The sequence below is a fragment of the Paraclostridium sp. MRS3W1 genome, from assembly GCF_032465715.1.
Classification (GTDB): Bacteria; Bacillota; Clostridia; order Peptostreptococcales; family Peptostreptococcaceae; genus Paraclostridium; species Paraclostridium dentum.
This window is the reverse complement of record NZ_JAWDJM010000103.1, coordinates 1-20,250: the sequence shown is the minus strand read 5'-3', so window position 1 is coordinate 20,250 and position 20,250 is coordinate 1. Positions and strand designations below refer to the sequence as shown.

The window sequence follows — 20,250 nt, the reverse complement described above, 5'->3', positions numbered from 1 at the left end:
AGGGGTGAGATAATTGGCTATAATTAATTCAATTTTAGTTTTAGGTGTAATGGGTTTAATATTTGGAGCAATTTTAGCGTATGCTTCTAAGAAGTTTGCGGTTGAAGTTGATGAAAGAGTAGAATCAATACTTGAAGTATTACCTGGAGCAAACTGTGGAGGATGTGGATTCCCAGGATGTGGAGGTTTAGCAAGTGCTATAGTTGAAGGAAATGCACCTGTAAATGGTTGTCCTGTTGGAGGTAGCGAATGTGCAGCTAAAATAGGAGAGATAATGGGTGTATCATCAGAAGCAGGGGAAAAGAAAGTAGCTAATATTATATGTAGCGGAAATTGCTCTGTTTCAAAAGAAAAATATTTATATGAAGGTATAAATGATTGTAGAGCAGCAAGTGCTTTAAATGGAGGTTCTAAAGATTGTAAATATGGATGTTTAGGGCTTGGAACATGTGTAAGTGTTTGTCAGTTTGATGCAATTAAATTGATAGATGGAGTAGCTGTTATAGATGAAGAAAAATGTGTGCTTTGTGGTAAGTGTATGGATGTTTGTCCTAAGGGATTAATAAATGAAAAACCTGTTAAAAACAAAGTATTTGTATCTTGTAACAGTAAAGATTTTGGGAAAACAGTAAAAGATAAGTGTAGTGTAGGGTGTATAGGTTGTGGAATATGTGCAAAATCATGTCCGTTTGATGCTATACATGTAGAAGATAAAATAGCTAAAATAGATTATAGTAAATGCGTACAATGTATGATTTGCGTTGAAAAATGTCCAACAAAAGCTATAAAGGGTAATTTAAATGATAGAAAAAAAGTTACAATTGAAGAAGACAAGTGTGTAGGTTGTACTATATGTAAAAAACAATGTAAGTTTGATGCAATTTCAGGAGAGTTAAAAGAAAAGCATAAGGTAGATACAGACAAATGTGTAGGATGTCACCTATGTGTTCAAAAATGTCCTAAAAAGGCTATTAAAATTTTATAATGTGGATATTATAGAGATATGGATATTATCCATATCTCCTATTTTTTTAGAAAAAATAAAAATTGTAACTAGAGTGTAACAAAAACGTTCGACATTAACGTTGAATTTTTTACAATATAATGATAAACTAAATAAGTATCAAAAAAGAGGTGAATTAATGAATATAATATTGGCATCAGGATCGCCTAGAAGAAAAGAAATTTTAGAAAATACAAATCTTAAATTTTCTGTCATAACTAGCGATATAGATGAAAGAATATTTGAAAATGAGGAGCCTATACAACTAGTTTTAAGACTAGCATTTGAAAAATGTATGAGTGTTGCTCAAAATAATCCAAGTGATTTAGTTATTGGAGCTGACACTATTGTTGTTTTAGACAATGAAATTTTAGGGAAACCTAAAAATGAAGAAGAAGCTTTTAATACGTTAAGCAAATTATCAAATAGAGAACATCAAGTAATAACAGGAATGAGCATAGTAAACTTAGAAAATGAAAAAAAGATAGTGGACTATGCTATAAGTAATGTTAAATTTAAAAAATTAACTGACCAAGATATAAAGGATTACATAAGTACTAAAGAGTGTTTAGATAAAGCTGGATCTTACGGGATACAGGGATATGGAGCTCTACTAGTTGAAGAAATAAAGGGAGATTATTTTAATATAGTTGGATTACCAATATCAAAGTTAAGTGATATCCTTAAAATAAATTTCAATATAAATCTTTTTAAATAAATCTAGGGAGGTAATTTTTTATGGGGTCATCAAGTTTATGTATTAGTGTAAAGGAGATGGCATTAGAAGAAAGACCTAGAGAAAAAATGCTTACACAAGGAGAAAAAAGCTTATCTAATGCTGAATTATTAGCAATCATTTTGAGGACAGGAACTAAAAAACAAAGTGTTTTAGAATTAGCAAATTATATAATAAATAAAGATCGACAAGGAATAAGATGGTTAAAGGACATAACTATACAAGAGTTATGTGAAATTGATGGCATAGGGCTATCTAAAGCAGCACAAATAAAAGCATCTTTAGAATTAGGTATAAGAATAGCGAGTGCAAAACCTACAAAATATAAAATCACAAACCCATGGGATATTTATAAATATTACATGGATAGTTTACGGTATTTAAATAAAGAGGTTTTTAAAACGATTCTTTTGAATACAAAAAACGAAATAATATGTGATATTGATGTTTCTATAGGGACTCTTAACATGTCAGTGGTTCATCCGAGAGAAGTGTTTAGAGAAGCTATAAAAAGAAGTAGTAACAAAATTATTCTTATGCATAACCATCCATCAGGAAGTATAGAACCATCTCGTGAAGATAAGAATGTAACGTCTAGATTAGTAAAATGTGGCGAATTAATAGGTATTGAAGTCATAGACCATATAATAATAGGTGATGGGCTTTATTACAGTTTTAAGGAAAATATGATAATTTGATGGATATATGTGAAAGGAGCTTGAAATTATGGCAAAGAAAGAAAAGAAAGAGAAAAAAGGATTCAAATCTTTATTTGGATTTAATAAAATGTCTAAGGACATGGGAATAGATTTAGGAACAGCAAATACATTAGTTTATATAAAAGGACAAGGTATAGTAGTTAGAGAACCATCTGTTGTAGCTATAAGAGATGACAGTAAATCTGTTTTAGCAGTAGGAGAAGAAGCTAAGAAAATGATAGGTAGAACACCTGGAAATATAGTAGCTATAAGACCTATGAAAGACGGAGTTATAGCAGATTTTGATGTTACTCAAGCGATGTTAAGTTACTTTATTAAAAAAGCAGCATCTAACAAAGGTGTAGTTAGCCCAAGGATAGCAATCTGTGTACCTTTCGGTGTAACAGAAGTAGAAAAAAGAGCTATAGAAGAAGCTGCTAGACAAGCAGGAGCAAGAGATGCATATCTTATAGAAGAGCCTATGGCAGCTGCAATAGGAGCTGGACTTAGAGTTGAAGAACCAGAAGGAAACATGGTAGTAGATATAGGTGGAGGTACTACAGAAATAGCTGTAATATCTTTAGGTGGTATAGTTACTGCTAAATCTATAAGAATAGGTGGAGACGAGTTTGACGAGTCTATAGTTAGCTATGTTAAGAAAGAGTACAACCTAATGATAGGTGAAAGAACTGCAGAAGATGTAAAAATACAAATCGGATCAACATTTAAAGATGACTCAGAAGAAACTATGCAAATAAGAGGTAGAGATTTAATATCTGGACTTCCTAAGACTGAGCACATATCATCATCTCAAGTTAGAGAAGCTTTAAAAGAGCCTATAACATCAATAGTAGATGCTATTAAATCAACTTTAGAAAAAACTCCACCAGAATTATCTTCAGATATAATGGAAAACGGAATAATGCTAACTGGAGGTGGAGCTTTACTTAGAGGGCTTGACAAGTTAGTAAAAGAGCAAACTGGAATGCCTGTTCATATAGCTGAAAATCCTTTAGACTGCGTTGCCTTAGGTACTGGAAAATCTGTAGAAGATCAAGAAATATTTGAAAAAGTATTAATGATGAATAACAGTAGAAGATAATTTAAAGTTGGTGATAGGGTGAAACTAAATAATAATAAGAAAAAAAATAATAGAAAATATAACGTTAAAGTGGTAGCAACTATAGGGGTTGCTATCACTTTAATTGGAATTGTAGGAATATCAATAGGCAGATACTCTAAAGGTGGAATTAAAGGAAGTGGCGTTGTATTAAGTTCGATATCAGCAATTGAGAGCAACTTAAACAAAGGGTTTACTTTTATTAAAGACGGTACAAGTAACATATTTAAATTTAAAGAAAACGCAAATAAAGTTGATAAGTTAGAAAAAGAAAATGAAAAATTAAAACAAGAAATAATTAATTTAAAAGAAGAATCATCAAGTACTCAATCTCTACAAAGTTTAAAAAAATCACTAAACTTTATAGATGAAAAATACAAAAAAAATATGATAAGTGCACAAGTAGTAGGTAAAAATGACGGGAACTGGTATAAGTCATTTATAATAGGTGCAGGAAAGAATGACGGAGTTAAAAAAGATAGTGTTGTAGTTGGAGGAAATGGATTGGTCGGTGTTGTTTACGAAGTTTCTGATAACTATAGTAAAGCTATTTCTTTATTAGATACAAAATCATCAGTAAGCTTTCAATTACTAAAAGATCCTAAAAGCAAAGGTGTAATAAGTCAGGAAGCAAATGAAAACAAAAATTATAAAGCAGAAGGTTTATTAGAAGGTTATATGTTCTCAACTTCATATGATGTACTTCCAGGAGATGTTGTTGTGACATCTGGACTAGGTCTATATCCACAATCAATACCTATTGGAACAGTGGAAAAAGTTATTGATGACAAGAACAAAGGTTTAAAAAATATAATAGTAAAACCATATGCTGACTTCAAAAACATTGATGATGTTGTAGTTATCGAACCAAGAAATATAAATTAGAAGGAGAAACTACAAATGAAAAGAATATTACTTTTTCTTATTGGTGTTTTGATAGTTATAGTAGAGGGCAGTATCACTAATTATGTTGATATACTTGGAGTTAGCGTAAACTTTCTTCTAATATATATTACTATAATATCATTGTACTTAGATGATATAGAAGCTGTTACAATAGCTGTTTTATTAGGGTTTGTAAAAGATATAGCTTTAGGCAGTATATTTGGGGTTAATGCTTTGATTTTAGCTGTAGTAGCATATGGAATAAGCAACTTAAATGATAAGATATACAAAAATAGCTATATAACTGTGTTTGCATTAGTTTTTATAACAAGTTTAATAGATTCTATTGTAAATATAGTTCTTTTAGGGACAGTATACCAAACTTATGATATTTTACATATCTTCATTAAGGGGATATGTACAGTGCCACTTGTAAATAGTATAGGAAGCTTAATTTTTTATTATATTTTCAAGGGGTCAATCCTTAAATTGAAAAAAGATTAGTGGTGATTAAATGGATGAAAATAAAAGATTTGATAGGCTTGATATAATAAAGTATATAATTATTGTAGTTCTTTGTATTATACTTGCGAAAATTATATACATGACGACATTTAAGCATGAGCATTATAATGAGTTAGCTAGTAATAAAACATATAAAGAAATTCCGATAAAAGCTCCGCGAGGAGAAATAAAAGATAGATATGGTCGTACATTAGCTTCTAACAGAAACTCTTTCACAATTCACATATCAAATGATGGAGTTAACAAAAAAGATAAAAATGGAAAAACTAAAGCTAATGAAATTTCATTGGAGCTAATCAATTTATTAGAAAAAAATAAAGAGGAATTTATAGATGAATTTCCTATATATGTAGAAAATGGAAAGTACTTCTATACATTCGATAAGAAAATAAGAGATTATAAATTGGAAAATGAGGTTCCGTTGGAATTAAATGCTAAAGAGACTTTTTACTATATAGTTGATAAAGCTATAAAGGAAAATAAAATAGAATCATCTGTAAGAAATTTAGAACCAGCTGAAATTCAAAAAAAATTAAACTCTGTAGGAATATATCCTCCAATTTTAGTTAAAGACTGGAAGTTTACGGAGCAAAGAAACAAAGAAGACTGGTTAAAAGCATACAAGATAGACAATATAAATATTAATGCAAAAAATGCATTCAAAGAAATCAGAAAATATTATGAAATACCTGGTAGCTTATCTAATACAGATGCTAGGAAAATTATGATTGTTAGAGATGCACTTAAATCTCAAGGGTTTGTTCAATATAAACCTGTAACAATAGCAAAAGATGTAAATGAAAAAACTATATCTGAAATAGAAGAAAGAGCTATAGAATTCCCAGGTGTATCGGTAGCTATAGAGCCAGTTAGGGATTATCCTGAAAAGAACTTAGCATCTCATACTCTAGGGACTATGGGTAAAATTTCAGAGGATGAACTTGCTAAAAAGCAAGAATCTGGAGATACAAGATATAGCAAAAGCGATATAGTAGGAAAAACAGGTATTGAAAGATATTATGAAGATAAGTTAAAAGGTGAAGATGGATACAAAAAGGTTGAGGTTGACTCTGTTGGGAGAGTAAGTAAAGAGTTAGATGTAAAAGAACCAAAATCTGGAGATACTGTATATCTTAGTATAGATAAAGATTTACAAAAGGTATCTGATGATTCATTAGAAAAAATAATAAAAGCAGCAAGATCTGGTGGAACATTTACAAGTGTATTTGGAAACTATAGTACAGCAGGGAAAACAGCTCCATATTTAGACTCTGGAGCAATGCTAGTAATTGATGTTAAAACTGGAGACATTTTAGCTTCATCTAGTTATCCTAATTACGATCCAAATTTATTTGCAACAGGAATATCATCTGAGGAATATGAAAAATTACAACCTAAAAATCCTAATGATGTTTTATCGGCGAATCCTTTAAATAACTTGGTTACAAATGGAGCATTCCAACCAGGATCCACATTTAAGATGATAACAGGGATGGCAGCATTAGAAGGTGGTTTAAGTCCAAATTACGCTATAAATGACCCTGGTGTAATTTATCTTGGAAATAGACCGTTTGCCGATTATGTATGGCATCACGGTAGATCAAACCATGGATATACAAATTTATATAAAGCTATACAAGAATCTTGTAATATTTATTTCTATACTGTAGGTACTGGATATAACTGGCAAGAAAAGAAAAGTCTTGGCATAGATACAGGACCTGAGAAAATATTAGAATATGCAAAATTATTTGGATTAAATGATAATACTGGTCTTCAATCTGAAGTAGGAGAAAGTAAAGGACAAGTTCCAAATAAAGAAGATAAACTTAGAAACACAGAAAACTCTTTAAGAATAGAATTAGACAAAAAAATGAGAGATGCTTTTACAGATATAACAAAAGCTAAAAATCCAGATGAGTACAATGAAAGAATTGATGAAATTGTAAGCTGGACTAAAGATAATCCTTCAAGAAATGAAATTATGAAGAGACTTGAAAAGCTTCATGTTAAAGAAGATAAAATAACAGAAATTACTGACTTTGCTAAATTTAACTACTTTAACTTTGGAAACTGGTCAGATGCAGATACATTCAACTTAGCTATAGGGCAAGGGGAAAATGCATATACTCCAGCACAAATAGCTAGATACGTTGCAGCAATAGCTAATGGAGGAAACTTAGTCGAAGCTTCTGTAGTTGATAAAACTGTTTCTAGTGATTTTAAAGATGTTAAGGTAGATACAAATAAAGTTGAAAAAATACCTTTTAAAGATCCTAACAATTTAAAGGATTTAACTCAAGGTATGAAACAAGTTGCTAAAATAGGTGGAGGAAAAAGTGTATTTGCTAATTTCCCTATTGAAACAGCTGTAAAAACAGGTACAGCAGAAAGAAGTGGTAAGATACCTACAGAGAATGAATATGATTACTTAATTAGTCATATGGGATCATATGGAGTATCTAAAGATGAAGCTGTTAAAGAAGCAAACAAACTTTTAAAAGAAGCAAATGAAAAGGCTAAAGTAGAGTTTGAGAAAGAACAAAAAGCTGAAAAACAAAAAGAAGAAAAAGAAAGTAAGTCTTTATTTGGTAAGAAAGAAGAAAAGACAGATACAAAGACAGAAGCTGAATTTGTTCCAGACAATAGTGAGGCTACAAAAGCTAGATACTTAAGAAAAGCAATAAAAGAATTAAATCCTAAATTAACAGATGATCAAATAGATGCATATAAACAAGATTATCCATCATTTGCTTGGTCAGTAGGTTTTGCTCCAGCCAATGATCCTGAGATAGCTGTTGTAACAGTTTTACCTAAAGGTAATTCAAGTAGTCTTGCACTACCGCCTATGAGAGAAGTTATGGGACAATATTTCGGATTAATAGATGAAAAGAAAAATAAAGAAGAAAAAGCAAATAAAGAAGCGGAAGCTGCAAAAGAACAAGATGGTAATGCAATGAATTTTGCATCTCAGTTAAAAAAATAGAAGGATTTGAAAAAAAATTGGAGAATATATAAAGTGAGATATAGCTTTGGAGGTATAAAATGTCTTTTAAAGCAACAAATGAGGAATTAGTGGAATTTAAAGGAAATAAAAGAGGCATAGTTATCAATGTAAAAAGAAAGGCATCGTTTGAAGAAATTAGACAATGCATAATAGATAAAATAGAAACATCTATAGGTTTTTTCAATGGAGCTAAAATTTATTCTATAAATTATAATCATTTGAGTGATGTTGAATTACTTCGATTAAAGGAAGATATAACTTCAAGATTTGATATTGAGTTTATAGAAGATGAAATTAAAATACCATATGCTTATCATGATACTAAGTATGTAAATAATATGCGCTCTGGAGAAAATGTAGAGTTCGAAGGCGATGTGGTTGTAATGGGTGATATGAAACCAGGTTGTCAAGTTATAGCTACTGGAAGTGCTGTTGTAATGGGCAATATAAGTCCAGGAGCTAAAGTCATTGCATATGGAAATGTAGTTGTAATGGGTAAAGTTGAAGGATTTATACATGCAGGGTCAAAGGGTAATAAAAATGCTTATATAGTAGCTAATAATTTAAATCCTATGGTTTTAAAGATAGCAAACTATATAGCTGAAGCGCCTGAAGAAGAATATTCGCCGCGTGATGATATAAATCCTGAAATAGCATTTACAAATAATGAAACAATAGTTATAGAAAATTATTTACCCAAAAAAATAAATAGATAGTTAATGTAGGAGGGGGTAGTATTATGAGTGAAGTTATAGTTATAACATCAGGAAAAGGTGGAGTTGGAAAAACTACAACAACTGCAAACTTAGGAACTGCTTTAAGTTTAGAAAATAAAAAGACGGTTGTAGTTGATGCTGATATAGGCCTTAGAAATTTAGATGTTGTAATGGGTCTTGAAAATAGAATAGTGTATGATATTGTTGATGTCGTTGAGGGAACTTGTAGATTAAAGCAAGCTCTTATAAAAGATAAGAGATTTGATAATTTATACTTACTTCCAGCAGCTCAAACTAGAGATAAAAATGCTCTATCTATAGAACAAATGAAAGACTTATGCGATAAGTTAAGAGAGTCATTTGATTTTATAATCATAGATTGTCCAGCAGGAATAGAACAAGGATTTAAAAATGCTATAGCTGGAGCAGATAGGGCTATAGTTGTAACTAATCCTGAAATATCTGCGGTTAGAGATGCAGATAGAATAATAGGACTTTTAGAAGCAAATGAAGTTAAAGACATACGCTTAGTTATAAATAGAATTAGAAATGAAATGGTTAAGCGTGGAGATATGATGGATAAACAAGATATAGTTGAAATTCTTGCTATAGACTTAATTGGATTAGTTCCTGATGATGAAACTATAATAGTTTCTACTAACAAAGGTGAGCCTGCAATATTAGATTCAAGATCTAATGCAGGACAAGCATATAAAAATATTGCAAAGAGAATCTTGGGAGAAGATATACCTCTTATGCAAGTAGAAGAAGAAACTAATATACTAACTAAAATTAAGAAGATGTTTGGAATGGCTAAGTAGTGAAGGGGGATAAATTCATGTTAGATTTATTTAAGATGTTTTCTAATGAATCTAAAACTAGTAAAAATGTAGCAAAAGAAAGGCTTAAACTAGTTTTAGTGCATGATAGAATAGACTGTTCTCCACAGCTTCTAGACCTTATTAAGTCAGATATACTTAAAGTTATTGCAAATTATGCTGAGATAGAAGAAGACGGATTAGAAATAAAAATGGCTAAATCTAGAAGTGATGAAGAAGATGGTCCTATATCAGCATTAGTTGCTAACATACCATTAAAGAATATAAAAGAAAGAAGTAGATAGAAAAATGGGGGGAGCGTATTAGCAAACCCCTTTTTGCATTAACATAAATGATACTGCGTAGGTATTGTCACAAATAAGAAAGATGGTGATAACATGTTTGATTTTAGATCAATGTTTAAATTAATGAAAGAGCTTGATTGGAAGCTAATTGCGGTAGTTATTTGTATATTTGGTTTTGGGCTTGTTATATTAAGTAGTGCAACTCATGCAACTACTACAGGAAATTATGCTCAGATAACTAAACAAGGAATAGCATTCTTACTTGGTATGGGGCTTATATTTGTAATATTATTATTTGACTATAACCTTTTAGGAAAATATTACAAAGCATTATATATAGTTAGTGTAATACTATTAGTATTAGTATGGATACCAGGAATAGGAAAGGCTAATGCAGGGGCTAGATCGTGGCTACATGTAGGGCCTTTAGATTTCCAAACTTCAGAGCTAGTTAAATTAACTTTTATACTAAGTTATGCAAAAATTGTTGAAGAAAAGAAAGGTAAATTAAAGACAATAAAAGATATAGTGCCTCTTGCATTATATGCTGCACCTATAATATTACTTTTACTTGTACAGCCAGACCTAGGAACGGCTATAGTATTTTGTTGTATAATAGGAGGTATGTTGTTTACTGCCGGACTTAATGATAAAATTATTAAAAGAGGTCTTATAGCGATAGTTGTAGTTATGCCTCTTATGTATATGGTAATGGCACCACATCAAAGAATAAGAATAGATGCTTTCTTACACCCAGAGGATGTTACTTTACCTGGTAACTACCAAGTTATGCAGTCAATGATAGCTATAGGTTCAGGTGGAACTGCAGGTAAAGGGCTATATGAAGGAACCCAAAATCAAAATGATTTCTTACCAGTTCAAGATAGTGACTTCATATTTGCTGTTATAGGTGAAGAACTAGGGCTTATTGGAATGTTTGTAATAATTTTACTGTATGGATTATTCTTAATAAGGATGATTGTTATTGCAAAAGAAGCCAAGGATTTTTATGGAACCTTAATAGTTATTGGGGTAGCGAGCATGTTTGCCTATCAAGTTATACAGAATATAGGGATGACGGTTGCTGTAATACCTGTTACAGGAGTAACATTACCATTTGTTAGTTATGGAGGAAGCTCTCTTATGACGTCTTTAGCTAACTTAGGGCTTGTACTAAATGTAGGTATGAGAAGAAAGAAAATAAATTTCTAATATATTAGGGGTGACGTATGAATATAGCATTAATAGCACATGATGAAATGAAAAACACTATGGTTGGATTTTGTATAGGATATGAATCTATTTTATGTAATTATGGATTATATGCTACAGGAACTACAGGAAAAAGAATAGAAGATGAAACTAAGTTAAAGATAAAAAGGTTAGCTTCAGGACCTCTTGGAGGAGATCAACAAATAGGGTCATTAGTAGTTTCTCAAGATATTGATTTAGTAATATTTTTAAGAGACCCAATGACAGCGCAAGCTCATGAGCCAGATATACAAGCTTTAATTAGACTTTGTGATGTTTACCATGTACCTATTGCTACTAATCTTGCTTCAGCTGAAATATTTATTAAAGCATTAGATAGAGGGGAACTTTCTTGGAGAGAAGTTAGAAAGACAAATACTCAACGTATGTAAATATATAAATAAAAAAGCTATCTCAAATGAGATAGCTTTTTTATTTATATATTTATTTAATTGCTTCAGCGAACTTAACACCGAAATCAAAACATTCTTGTAAAGTTTCATCACTTGGGAAGAATTTCTTTTTAAGTGTTTCAACAGGCATCTTGAATCCCATATTTTTAACAAGTAGCTCAGCCATAGTTATACCTTCACCACTCCATCCATAAGATCCGAATACTCCAGCAAATTTACCTTGGTTAGCCATAGGATCTATTAGAGAGAAAGCATCCCACATAGGTTTAACCATAGTTCTATTTATTGTTGGAGAACCAAATAATATACCTTTAGACATTACCATAACATCATGAAGTTCTGCTAAATCCATATTTTCTATATCGTATAAAGTAGCATCTTCACCTGTTGATTTTATACCTTCATATATTTTTTCAGCCATTACTTTTGTATTAGTATAAGCTGATAAGTATAATACAGCTACTTGATCTTGATTAGTTGTATTAACAGTTTCAGTTGACCATTCTACATATCTTTTTACTTGAGCCATAGGGTCTTTGCTTAATATAGGACCATGAGAAGTTAATATAGTATCAAAATCTAATCCTAACTCAACAACCTTATTTACAGCTTTTAAAACATGCTTAGAGAATGGTTTAACTATACAATCAAAGTAGTGTTTAGCTGATTTTAAGTAATCTTCACTATCTATTACATCTGGATCTACGCTTGCAAAGTGGCATCCGAAAGCATCACAAGTAAGTAATGTTTTATCTTCTTCTATATAAGTAAACATTGTGTCTGCCCAGTGTAAGAATGGTGCAGATATGAATTTTAAAGTTCTTTTACCTATGTTTAAAGTTTCTCCATCTTTTATAACATGACACTTAAATGGTCTGTTAACTTGTTCAGCTAAGTACATTTTAGCTGCATTTGTACATATAACTTCTACATCTGGGTTTATATCAAGTATATATTTTAAACTACCAGCATGATCTGGCTCAGTATGATGTATAACAACATAATCTAATTCTTCTATTTTTGTTAAAGATGATAATTTTTCGATAAACTCACCTTTAAAGTTTGGTTTTACAGTATCAAATAATACTTTTTTTTCATCGTCTATAAAATAAGCATTATAAGTTGTCCCAAATTCAGTCTCCATTATGATGTCAAAGATTTTTAAGTCTTTATCTATAACACCAGTCCAATAAATATCTTTTTTAATTTCAAAAGCTTCCTTCATAAAAAAATCCTCCTAAACCGTGATTAATAAAATACGTAATTATATTTAAAATATACCCATTAATAAAACTTTAAAACATATTGTATACAAAAAACTTGAAAAATTCTCAAAACTTTTGCACTCAATACTATATTAACAAAAAATAGTAAAGTTTTGTATATAATAAACTACAAATTGCAAATATATAAGTAATTATATTTTGATACATCTTAGTATATCGTGTATAATAATATTTATGTTTATATACTGAAATAAACTTACGGAGGATTTTTATGAATAAAAAAGTAGACTTGAAGAGGATTCTTAAAAAGGTTGAAAAACCTGCTAGATATTTAGGAAATGAAGTAAATTCGATACATAAAGATACAACAAATGAAAATCTTATAAGATATGCTCATTGTTTCCCTGATCTTTATGAAGTAGGAATGAGCCATTTAGGTAGTCATATATTATATGACGTTATAAATAGAGATGAAGATGTATTTTGTGAAAGAGTATATGCTCCAAGTGTAGATATGGAAGAAAAAATGCGCGAAAATAATATTCCTTTATTTGCACTAGAGTCAAGAGAAGCTATAACTAATTTTGACTTTTTAGCTTTTACACTTCAATATGAATTATCATACACTAACATTTTAAATATGATGGATTTAGCAAAAGTTGAAATACTTGCTAAAGATAGAAAGTTAGATGATCCATTTATATTAGTTGGAGGACCTTGTGCTTATAATCCAGAACCTATGGCAGACTTTGTTGATATAGTTGTTTTAGGAGAAGGGGAAGAAGTTAACTTAGAAATAGTTAATAGATATAAAGAATGGAAGAAAAATAAGACTACTAGAGATGAGTTCTTATTAGATATAGCTAACATAGAGGGTGTATATATACCTAAGTTCTATGATGTATCTTACAATGAAGATAATACTATAAAAGAAGTTAAAGCTAATAGAGAGGGAGTACCACAAAACCCTCACAAAAGAATAATTAAAGATATGGATTTAGTAGAGTATCCAGAAAAACTTATAGTACCATTTATAGATACTGTACATGATAGAATAGTTTTAGAATTATTTAGAGGATGTACAAGAGGATGTAGATTCTGTCAGGCTGGTATGATATATAGACCTATAAGAGAAAAGAGCTTAGACAGATTAAAAGAAATATTAGAAAAATTAGTTAAGAATACTGGATATGATGAAATATCATTATCTTCATTAAGTACAAGTGATTACAGCAATTTATCAGAGCTTACAGATTACTTAGTAGAAGAATATGCGTCTAAAAATATAGGAATATCTTTACCTTCTCTTAGATTAGATAACTTCTCTATGGAAATAGCTGAGAAGATACAACAAGTAAGAAAATCAGGACTTACTTTTGCTCCAGAAGCTGGAACTCAAAGAATGAGAGACGTTATAAATAAAGGGGTAACAGAAGAAGACCTAGAAAATGCTACAAGAAAAGCATTTGAAATGGGATGGAATAGTGTAAAATTATACTTTATGATAGGACTTCCAACTGAAACATATGATGATTTAGATGGAATAGCAAATCTTGCTTATAAAGTTATAGATATATACAGAGACGTTAATGGTGGTAAATTAAGAAGAGCATTTGGAGTAACTGTTAGTACGTCAACATTTGTTCCTAAGCCTTTTACACCATTCCAATGGCATGGACAAGATACTACAGAGCAAGTTAGAGAAAAGCAAAGACATTTAGTTAAAAAATTAAAAAATGGAAATATAAAATACAACTATCATGATTCAAAAACTAGTTTAATGGAAGCAGTTATTGCTAGAGGAGATAGAAAACTAGGTAAGGTTATATACGATGCGTATAAAGCTGGTGCTAAGTTTGATGGATGGGCTGAACACTTTAAGCTAGAAATATGGGAAGAAGCAATGAAAAATAATAATCTTGAAATAGCTTTCTATGCAAATAGAGAAAGAGATTATGAAGAAGTATTTCCTTGGGATCATTTAGATGTTGGAGTTAATAAAAAATTCTTAATTAGAGAAAATGAGCAATCAAAGCAAGAAAAAGTAACAGTTGATTGTAGACATAAATGTAATGGATGTGGAATAAACACTCATACTATAGGAAAGGGGATGTGCTAATTATGAGTAAAATAATAAGATGTAAATTTAAAAAAGAAAATGACATGATATATATATCTCACCTTGATTTACAAAGATTATTACAAAGAGCTTTTAGAAGAGCTGAAATACAATTATCATATTCTCAAGGATTTAACCCACACCCTAAGATGAGTTATGGACATGCACTAGCACTTGGTACAGAAAGTCAAGGGGAGTACCTAGACGTTGAAATAGAAGATGATTTAAGTGCTGATGAATTTATGGAAAAAATAAATACTGCTATGCCAGATGGTATAAAGTTTATAAATGCAAAGGAAATAACTAAAGAAGTTCCATCATTAGCATCTACTATAGAATATGGTGAATATATGTTTACGATAGAAGTAGATAAAGAACTATCTAAAGAGTTTATAAAAACTAAAGTAGCAGAATTAATGAATAAAGAAGAAATTATAATAAGTAAGAAAAATAAAAAAGGAAAAACTGTAGAAGTTAACATCAGACCTATGATAAAGAATTTTGATGTTATAGATGTTGAAGATAGAGTTATAACTTTAGAATCAACTATGGCTACAGGATCTAAGGCAAATTTAAATACTAATATATTTATACCTAAAATGTTAGAAGTATTTGAACTAGATATTGATCCATTAGATGTAGATATATTAAGAAGAGAATTATATATAGTTAAAGATGGAGAGTTAGTAACTCCAATGTAGAAAAGAGGTGGATATCCACCTCTTTTCTGATATCGAGAGTGGGTTGCTCGAGTGTGCTATATATGTCTCCTTCACACGACGTGCTTTACACGTAAAGTGTTACGTCAACACATATAGCACACTCTTCGCATTTGGATAGTAAATGTGTTTACTTCACACGACATGATTTGCATGTAAAGTGTTACACAAACACACATATCACAATCTTCGCATTTTATTAAAATAGATATAAGAAAAGATTGTGGATATTCGATGAAGGTGAATTAAGGAAAGGATAGGAAGTGAGCTTTTGAAAAATATTGTTATAGAGTCATTGGTTAATTCTCAAAAGGTAGCTGTTTTAGAAGATGGAAAGTTAAGTGAACTTTTTATAGAGAGTAATTCGAGTAAAAGTGTTTCTAATATTTATAGAGGTGTTGTAAAAAAGGCATTAAAAGGTATAGAAGCTTATTTTGTTGATATTGGAAGTGATAAGCTTGCATATTTAAGCATGAAGAAAAATGAAGAGGTTAAATGTGGACAAGATATTTTGGTTCAAGTAAATAAAGAAGCTATAGGGACAAAAGGTGCAAAACTTAATACTGAAATAAGTTTTGCAGGAAGATACTTAGTTTATATACCGTCAAATGATAGACTTACTATATCAAATAAAATAAAATTAGAAAAAGAGAGATTTAGATTAAAAAAGATAGTTCAAGGTGTGGATGAAGAGTTTACGGGGATTATAAGAACTGAAGCGGTTGGATGTTCAAAAGAGGAAATTGAACAAGATATATTTGATTTAAAAGAAAAATACAACACAGTTTTAAAAGAATATAAATTAGGCATAGGACCTAAACTTTTATATAAGGATCTTGATTTTGCATCTAAGTATGTAAAAGATAATGTAAATGACAGTGTTTTAAAAATTATTGTGAATAATAATGATAAGTACGAAGAACTAAAAAACATACTAGGACATATAGATAAGAATTATAAAGATAAATTATTATTAGAAAATAATAAGGATGTATTTGACCTATATTCAGTACAATCTCAGATAGATAAATGCTTAAATAGAAAAGTATGGCTAAAAAGTGGTGGATATTTAATAATAGATAAGACTGAAGCTTTGACAGTAATAGATGTTAACACAGGAAAATTTACTGGGAATTCCAATTTAGAAGAAACAATATATCAAACTAACTTAGAAGCAGCTATAGAAATTTCTAAACTTCTAAGGATTAGAGATATAGCAGGAATAATTATTGTAGATTTTATAGATATGCAAAAAAATGAATACAAAAAAAATCTATTAGAAGTTTTAAGCAAAGAAACGGATAAAGATAGAAGAAAAACAAATGTTATGGGGATGACAAAACTTGGATTAGTTGAAATTGCGAGAAGAAGAGAAAAAGATTCCATAGATAATTACTATCTTAGTCAATGTTTTGTATGTAAAACTGGAGAAAGTATAAAGTCGATTAATAGAATTTTAGACGAAATAGAAAAGGAAGTAATGAGAATAAAAGAACATACTTCGTATAGACAAGTTAAAATAGAATTAAATCCTTATGTTTCAGACGAAATAGATAAAAATTATAAAGATAAAATAGATAATATAAGCAAGAAATACAATGTAAAAATAAATATAGATAAAAAAGCTGAAATTCAGCATGAAAATATGAATATTATTTTTAATAGTTAGTTGACAGTTTATATAAATTATAGTATTATTTATAAATGTAGTGCCGCTCAATAAAGGTTTGGAAATCTCTTATGAGTACCTTGTATTGGCGAGTTTGAGACCGAGGAGGTGTATTTATGTACGCTATAGTTAAAACTGGAGGAAAGCAATACAAAGTTGCTGAAGGTGATGTAATCTTCGTAGAGAAGTTAAACGCTAACGAAGGTGATGTAGTTACTTTAAACGAAGTATTAGCTTGTTCTAAAGATGGAAACTTAGTAGTTGGAGCTCCAACTGTTGATGGTGCATCTGTAACTGCTAAAGTTGTAGAGCAAGGTAAAGCTAAGAAAGTTATAGTTTTCAAATATAAAGCTAAAAAAGACTACAGAAGAAAGAACGGACATCGTCAAGCTTACACTAAGTTAGTAGTTGAAAAAATAAACGCTTAATTGTAATTGCCATGATAAAAGTTAAATATTATCAAAACGACGATTTCATGCTTAAAGGTTTTTGTCTTAATGGACATGCTGACTATGCAGAACTTGGTTCTGATATTGTATGTGCTGCGGTTACATCCAATGCATTATCAGTTATAAATTCTTTAAGTAAATTGCAGAAAATTGAATTTGATAAAGTTATAGGCCAAGAAGGTCACATTGAATGCATTGTTAAAGATGAATATCTAGACAAAGCTCAATTGTTACTACAACATTTTCAATTAGCTATTAGTGAAATTAAAAGGGAATACCCAAAAAATATAAAAATTCTAAAAAAGTAGGAGGTGACTCCAGAATGTTAAAAATGAACTTACAATTACTTGCATCTAAAAAAGGGGTAGGATCTTCTAAGAACGGTAGAGATTCTGTTTCTAAAAGATTAGGTGTTAAGAGATTCGATGGACAAGTTGTAACTGCTGGAAGTATAATAGTTAGACAAAGAGGAACTAAGATACATCCAGGAACTAACGTAGGTAAAGGTGGAGATGACACTTTATTCGCATTAGTTGACGGTGCTGTTAAATTCGAAAGAAAAGACAAGAAAAGAAAAAAAGTAAGTGTATACCCAGTTGCTGAGTAATACGCTAAAAAAAGGAGTGTTCATACACTCCTTTTTTAAATATAATGATTAAAATAGCTCGGAGAGAATTTATATTATAGATTGTGGCAAATATAAATAAAAAAGCTTTAAAAAAGAAGGTGAATTAATATGTTTATAGATAAGGCTAGGATATTTGTAAAAGCTGGAAACGGTGGTAACGGATCAGTATCTTTTAGAAAAGAAAAATACGTTCCAGCAGGAGGACCAGACGGAGGAGACGGAGGTCGTGGAGCTAGTATAATATTTAAAGTTGATTCAGGATTAAGAACATTAATGGATTTTAAATATCAAACTAAGTATTCTGCACAAGCTGGTGGAGATGGAACTAAAAAAAGACAAGCTGGTAAAAACGGTGAAGATTTAGTTTTATTAGTTCCTCCAGGAACAATAATAAGAGACGAAGCAACAGGTCTTATAATAGCTGACTTAAAAGAAGAAGGCGATGAAGCAGTAGTTGCAAAAGGTGGAAGAGGTGGAAGAGGAAATCAACACTTCGCCAATGCAATAAGACAGGCTCCTGCATTTGCTAAATCAGGAACTGATGGAGAAGAAAAGTGGATAATATTAGAGTTAAAAATGATAGCTGATGTTGGTTTATTAGGATTCCCAAATGTAGGTAAATCAACGTTTTTATCAGTAGTAACTAAAGCTAAACCAAAAATAGCTAACTATCATTTCACAACTTTAACACCAAATTTAGGAGTTGTACAAACTAAGTTTGGCGAAAGTTTTGTACTTGCTGATATACCAGGACTTATAGAAGGTGCTGCAGAAGGTATAGGATTAGGTCATGATTTCTTAAGACACGTTGAAAGAACTAAGGTATTAATCCATATAGTTGATATATCAGGAATAGAAGGCAGAGATGCGTTAGAAGATTTTGATAAAATAAATGATGAGTTAAAGTTATATAATGAAAAGTTATCTACTAGACCTCAAGTTGTTGTTGCTAACAAAATAGACATAATGGAAGATGAAAGTAACTTTGAAAACTTTAAGAATGAATTAGAGTCAAGAGGATATAAAGTATTCAAGATGTCTGCAGCAACAAGACAAGGAATTGATGATGTTATAGCTTACGTTGCTCAATTATTAAACGAAGTTGAAGACGTTGAGTTAGTAACTGAAGAAGAAATGTATAGACCAGAATTAGTTCAAGAAACTGAAGATGGACTAGAAGTTGAAATAGAAGATGGAGTATATGTTGTTACAGGTAAAGCTTTAAGAAGAATAATGTACTCTGTTAACTTTGAAGATATGGAATCTGTTCAGTTCTTCCAAAAATCTATGGAATCTCAAGGTGTATTTGATAAACTAAGAGAAATGGGCATAGAAGATGGAGATACTGTTAAGATATACGATATAGAATTCGAATTCTATAATTAAAATTAATTAAAGACGTAAAGAGGTGGACACATGTTAAAAGGTAAGCAAAGAGCATACTTAAGATCTGTTGCTAACACTTTAAAACCTATAACTCAAATAGGTAAAGAAGGAGTTACAGAAAGCTTTTTAGATCAATTAGAAGATATGTTAAAAGCTAGAGAAATAGTTAAAGTTTCTATATTAGAAAATGCTGGATTAGATGCTAAAGAAACTGCAAATGCTATATGCGAAGCTATAAGAGCAGAATTTGTTCAAGCTATAGGATTTAAGTTTACTATATATAAAAGAAATGAAGAAGATCCGAAGATAATATTCCCAGGACACGAGCAAGCGAAAGCTAAAAAAGTTGATAATACAGTGTCTAAAAAAGGAAGACCAACTAAAAAATCTAGAAGATAATTTATGAGATACCCAATTTAACTGGGTATCTTTTTTTACGCTTAAGGAAATTATACTTAACAAATGTTTGTGGATAACTTATACAACGCAGTTATACAAATATTTTGGTGAAAGTAAAAAATGACATTTTGAGCAACGGACGGAGTCGTTGGCGACATGAGCGAAGCGAATTTTTTAT

The 20,250-nt window shown here is 30.4% G+C and carries 21 protein-coding genes; 20 read left to right on the top strand and 1 reads right to left on the bottom strand.

The features are described from left to right. Nucleotides 1–13: 13 nt before the first annotated feature. From RWY47_RS08190 to mgsA, 12 genes are all read left to right on the top strand, one after another. Nucleotides 14–985 carry an RnfABCDGE type electron transport complex subunit B gene (locus tag RWY47_RS08190; RefSeq protein ID WP_150886380.1) on the top strand — a complete coding sequence of 324 codons (972 nt, stop codon included), beginning with the start codon at nucleotides 14–16 and terminating at the stop codon, nucleotides 983–985. A 157-nt stretch (nucleotides 986–1,142) separates the two neighbouring features. Beyond that, nucleotides 1,143–1,721, top strand: coding sequence for a Maf family protein (locus RWY47_RS08185; protein ID WP_021428644.1), 579 nt, complete (start codon nucleotides 1,143–1,145; stop codon nucleotides 1,719–1,721). A gap of 56 nt (nucleotides 1,722–1,777) precedes the next feature. Continuing rightward, entirely contained in the window at nucleotides 1,778–2,437 is a 660-nt protein-coding gene (gene radC, locus RWY47_RS08180) for a RadC family protein (protein ID WP_025161248.1), read from the top strand. Between the two features lie 28 nt (nucleotides 2,438–2,465). Next, a complete protein-coding gene (locus tag RWY47_RS08175; protein WP_035114612.1) occupies nucleotides 2,466–3,539 on the top strand; it encodes a rod shape-determining protein in 1,074 nt (357 codons plus the stop codon). 18 nt (nucleotides 3,540–3,557) lie between these two features. Beyond that, a complete protein-coding gene (gene mreC / locus RWY47_RS08170) occupies nucleotides 3,558–4,442 on the top strand; it encodes a rod shape-determining protein MreC (RefSeq protein WP_150842149.1) in 885 nt (294 codons plus the stop codon). 15 nt (nucleotides 4,443–4,457) lie between these two features. After that, a complete protein-coding gene (mreD, locus tag RWY47_RS08165; protein WP_035114608.1) occupies nucleotides 4,458–4,946 on the top strand; it encodes a rod shape-determining protein MreD in 489 nt (162 codons plus the stop codon). Nucleotides 4,947–4,956: 10 nt separating this feature from the next. Further along, nucleotides 4,957–7,953, top strand: coding sequence for a penicillin-binding transpeptidase domain-containing protein (locus RWY47_RS08160; protein ID WP_150842150.1), 2,997 nt, complete (start codon nucleotides 4,957–4,959; stop codon nucleotides 7,951–7,953). Between the two features lie 59 nt (nucleotides 7,954–8,012). Continuing rightward, entirely contained in the window at nucleotides 8,013–8,690 is a 678-nt protein-coding gene (locus tag RWY47_RS08155) for a septum site-determining protein MinC (protein ID WP_021432045.1), read from the top strand. 23 nt (nucleotides 8,691–8,713) lie between these two features. Continuing rightward, nucleotides 8,714–9,511: a septum site-determining protein MinD gene (minD, locus tag RWY47_RS08150; protein ID WP_021428589.1), complete on the top strand. Its 798-nt coding sequence runs from the start codon at nucleotides 8,714–8,716 to the stop codon at nucleotides 9,509–9,511. A gap of 17 nt (nucleotides 9,512–9,528) precedes the next feature. Continuing rightward, nucleotides 9,529–9,813 (top strand): cell division topological specificity factor MinE, encoded by a 285-nt coding sequence (gene minE / locus RWY47_RS08145; protein WP_021428631.1) that lies wholly within the window; start codon nucleotides 9,529–9,531, stop codon nucleotides 9,811–9,813. Between the two features lie 93 nt (nucleotides 9,814–9,906). Next, nucleotides 9,907–11,025, top strand: coding sequence for a rod shape-determining protein RodA (rodA, locus tag RWY47_RS08140; RefSeq protein ID WP_224170450.1), 1,119 nt, complete (start codon nucleotides 9,907–9,909; stop codon nucleotides 11,023–11,025). A gap of 17 nt (nucleotides 11,026–11,042) precedes the next feature. After that, nucleotides 11,043–11,456: a methylglyoxal synthase gene (gene mgsA / locus RWY47_RS08135; protein WP_025161253.1), complete on the top strand. Its 414-nt coding sequence runs from the start codon at nucleotides 11,043–11,045 to the stop codon at nucleotides 11,454–11,456. Nucleotides 11,457–11,508: 52 nt separating this feature from the next. Here the strand turns inward: mgsA and RWY47_RS08130 are convergent, their stop codons facing one another. Further along, complete coding sequence (locus tag RWY47_RS08130) at nucleotides 11,509–12,702, bottom strand: FprA family A-type flavoprotein (RefSeq protein WP_025162087.1); 1,194 nt, start codon at nucleotides 12,700–12,702, stop codon at nucleotides 11,509–11,511. 272 nt (nucleotides 12,703–12,974) lie between these two features. On the opposite strand from RWY47_RS08130, the gene RWY47_RS08125 reads away from it, so the two are divergent. From RWY47_RS08125 to RWY47_RS08090, 8 genes are all read left to right on the top strand, one after another. After that, complete coding sequence (locus RWY47_RS08125; RefSeq protein ID WP_021428656.1) at nucleotides 12,975–14,822, top strand: TIGR03960 family B12-binding radical SAM protein; 1,848 nt, start codon at nucleotides 12,975–12,977, stop codon at nucleotides 14,820–14,822. Nucleotides 14,823–14,824: 2 nt separating this feature from the next. Beyond that, nucleotides 14,825–15,523 (top strand): TIGR03936 family radical SAM-associated protein, encoded by a 699-nt coding sequence (locus RWY47_RS08120; RefSeq protein ID WP_085282685.1) that lies wholly within the window; start codon nucleotides 14,825–14,827, stop codon nucleotides 15,521–15,523. A gap of 289 nt (nucleotides 15,524–15,812) precedes the next feature. Then, nucleotides 15,813–17,210: an Rne/Rng family ribonuclease gene (locus RWY47_RS08115; protein WP_142730504.1), complete on the top strand. Its 1,398-nt coding sequence runs from the start codon at nucleotides 15,813–15,815 to the stop codon at nucleotides 17,208–17,210. 116 nt (nucleotides 17,211–17,326) lie between these two features. Beyond that, nucleotides 17,327–17,638: a 50S ribosomal protein L21 gene (gene rplU / locus RWY47_RS08110; protein ID WP_021428602.1), complete on the top strand. Its 312-nt coding sequence runs from the start codon at nucleotides 17,327–17,329 to the stop codon at nucleotides 17,636–17,638. An 11-nt stretch (nucleotides 17,639–17,649) separates the two neighbouring features. Continuing rightward, nucleotides 17,650–17,967 (top strand): ribosomal-processing cysteine protease Prp, encoded by a 318-nt coding sequence (locus RWY47_RS08105; protein ID WP_025162085.1) that lies wholly within the window; start codon nucleotides 17,650–17,652, stop codon nucleotides 17,965–17,967. 14 nt (nucleotides 17,968–17,981) lie between these two features. Further along, complete coding sequence (gene rpmA, locus RWY47_RS08100) at nucleotides 17,982–18,266, top strand: 50S ribosomal protein L27 (RefSeq protein WP_021428632.1); 285 nt, start codon at nucleotides 17,982–17,984, stop codon at nucleotides 18,264–18,266. Between the two features lie 129 nt (nucleotides 18,267–18,395). Next, a complete protein-coding gene (obgE, locus tag RWY47_RS08095; protein ID WP_021428640.1) occupies nucleotides 18,396–19,673 on the top strand; it encodes a GTPase ObgE in 1,278 nt (425 codons plus the stop codon). Nucleotides 19,674–19,703: 30 nt separating this feature from the next. Continuing rightward, nucleotides 19,704–20,072, top strand: a complete 369-nt coding sequence (locus RWY47_RS08090; RefSeq protein ID WP_021428595.1) for a YhbY family RNA-binding protein — start codon at nucleotides 19,704–19,706, stop codon at nucleotides 20,070–20,072. The last annotated feature ends 178 nt before the right edge of the window (nucleotides 20,073–20,250 follow it).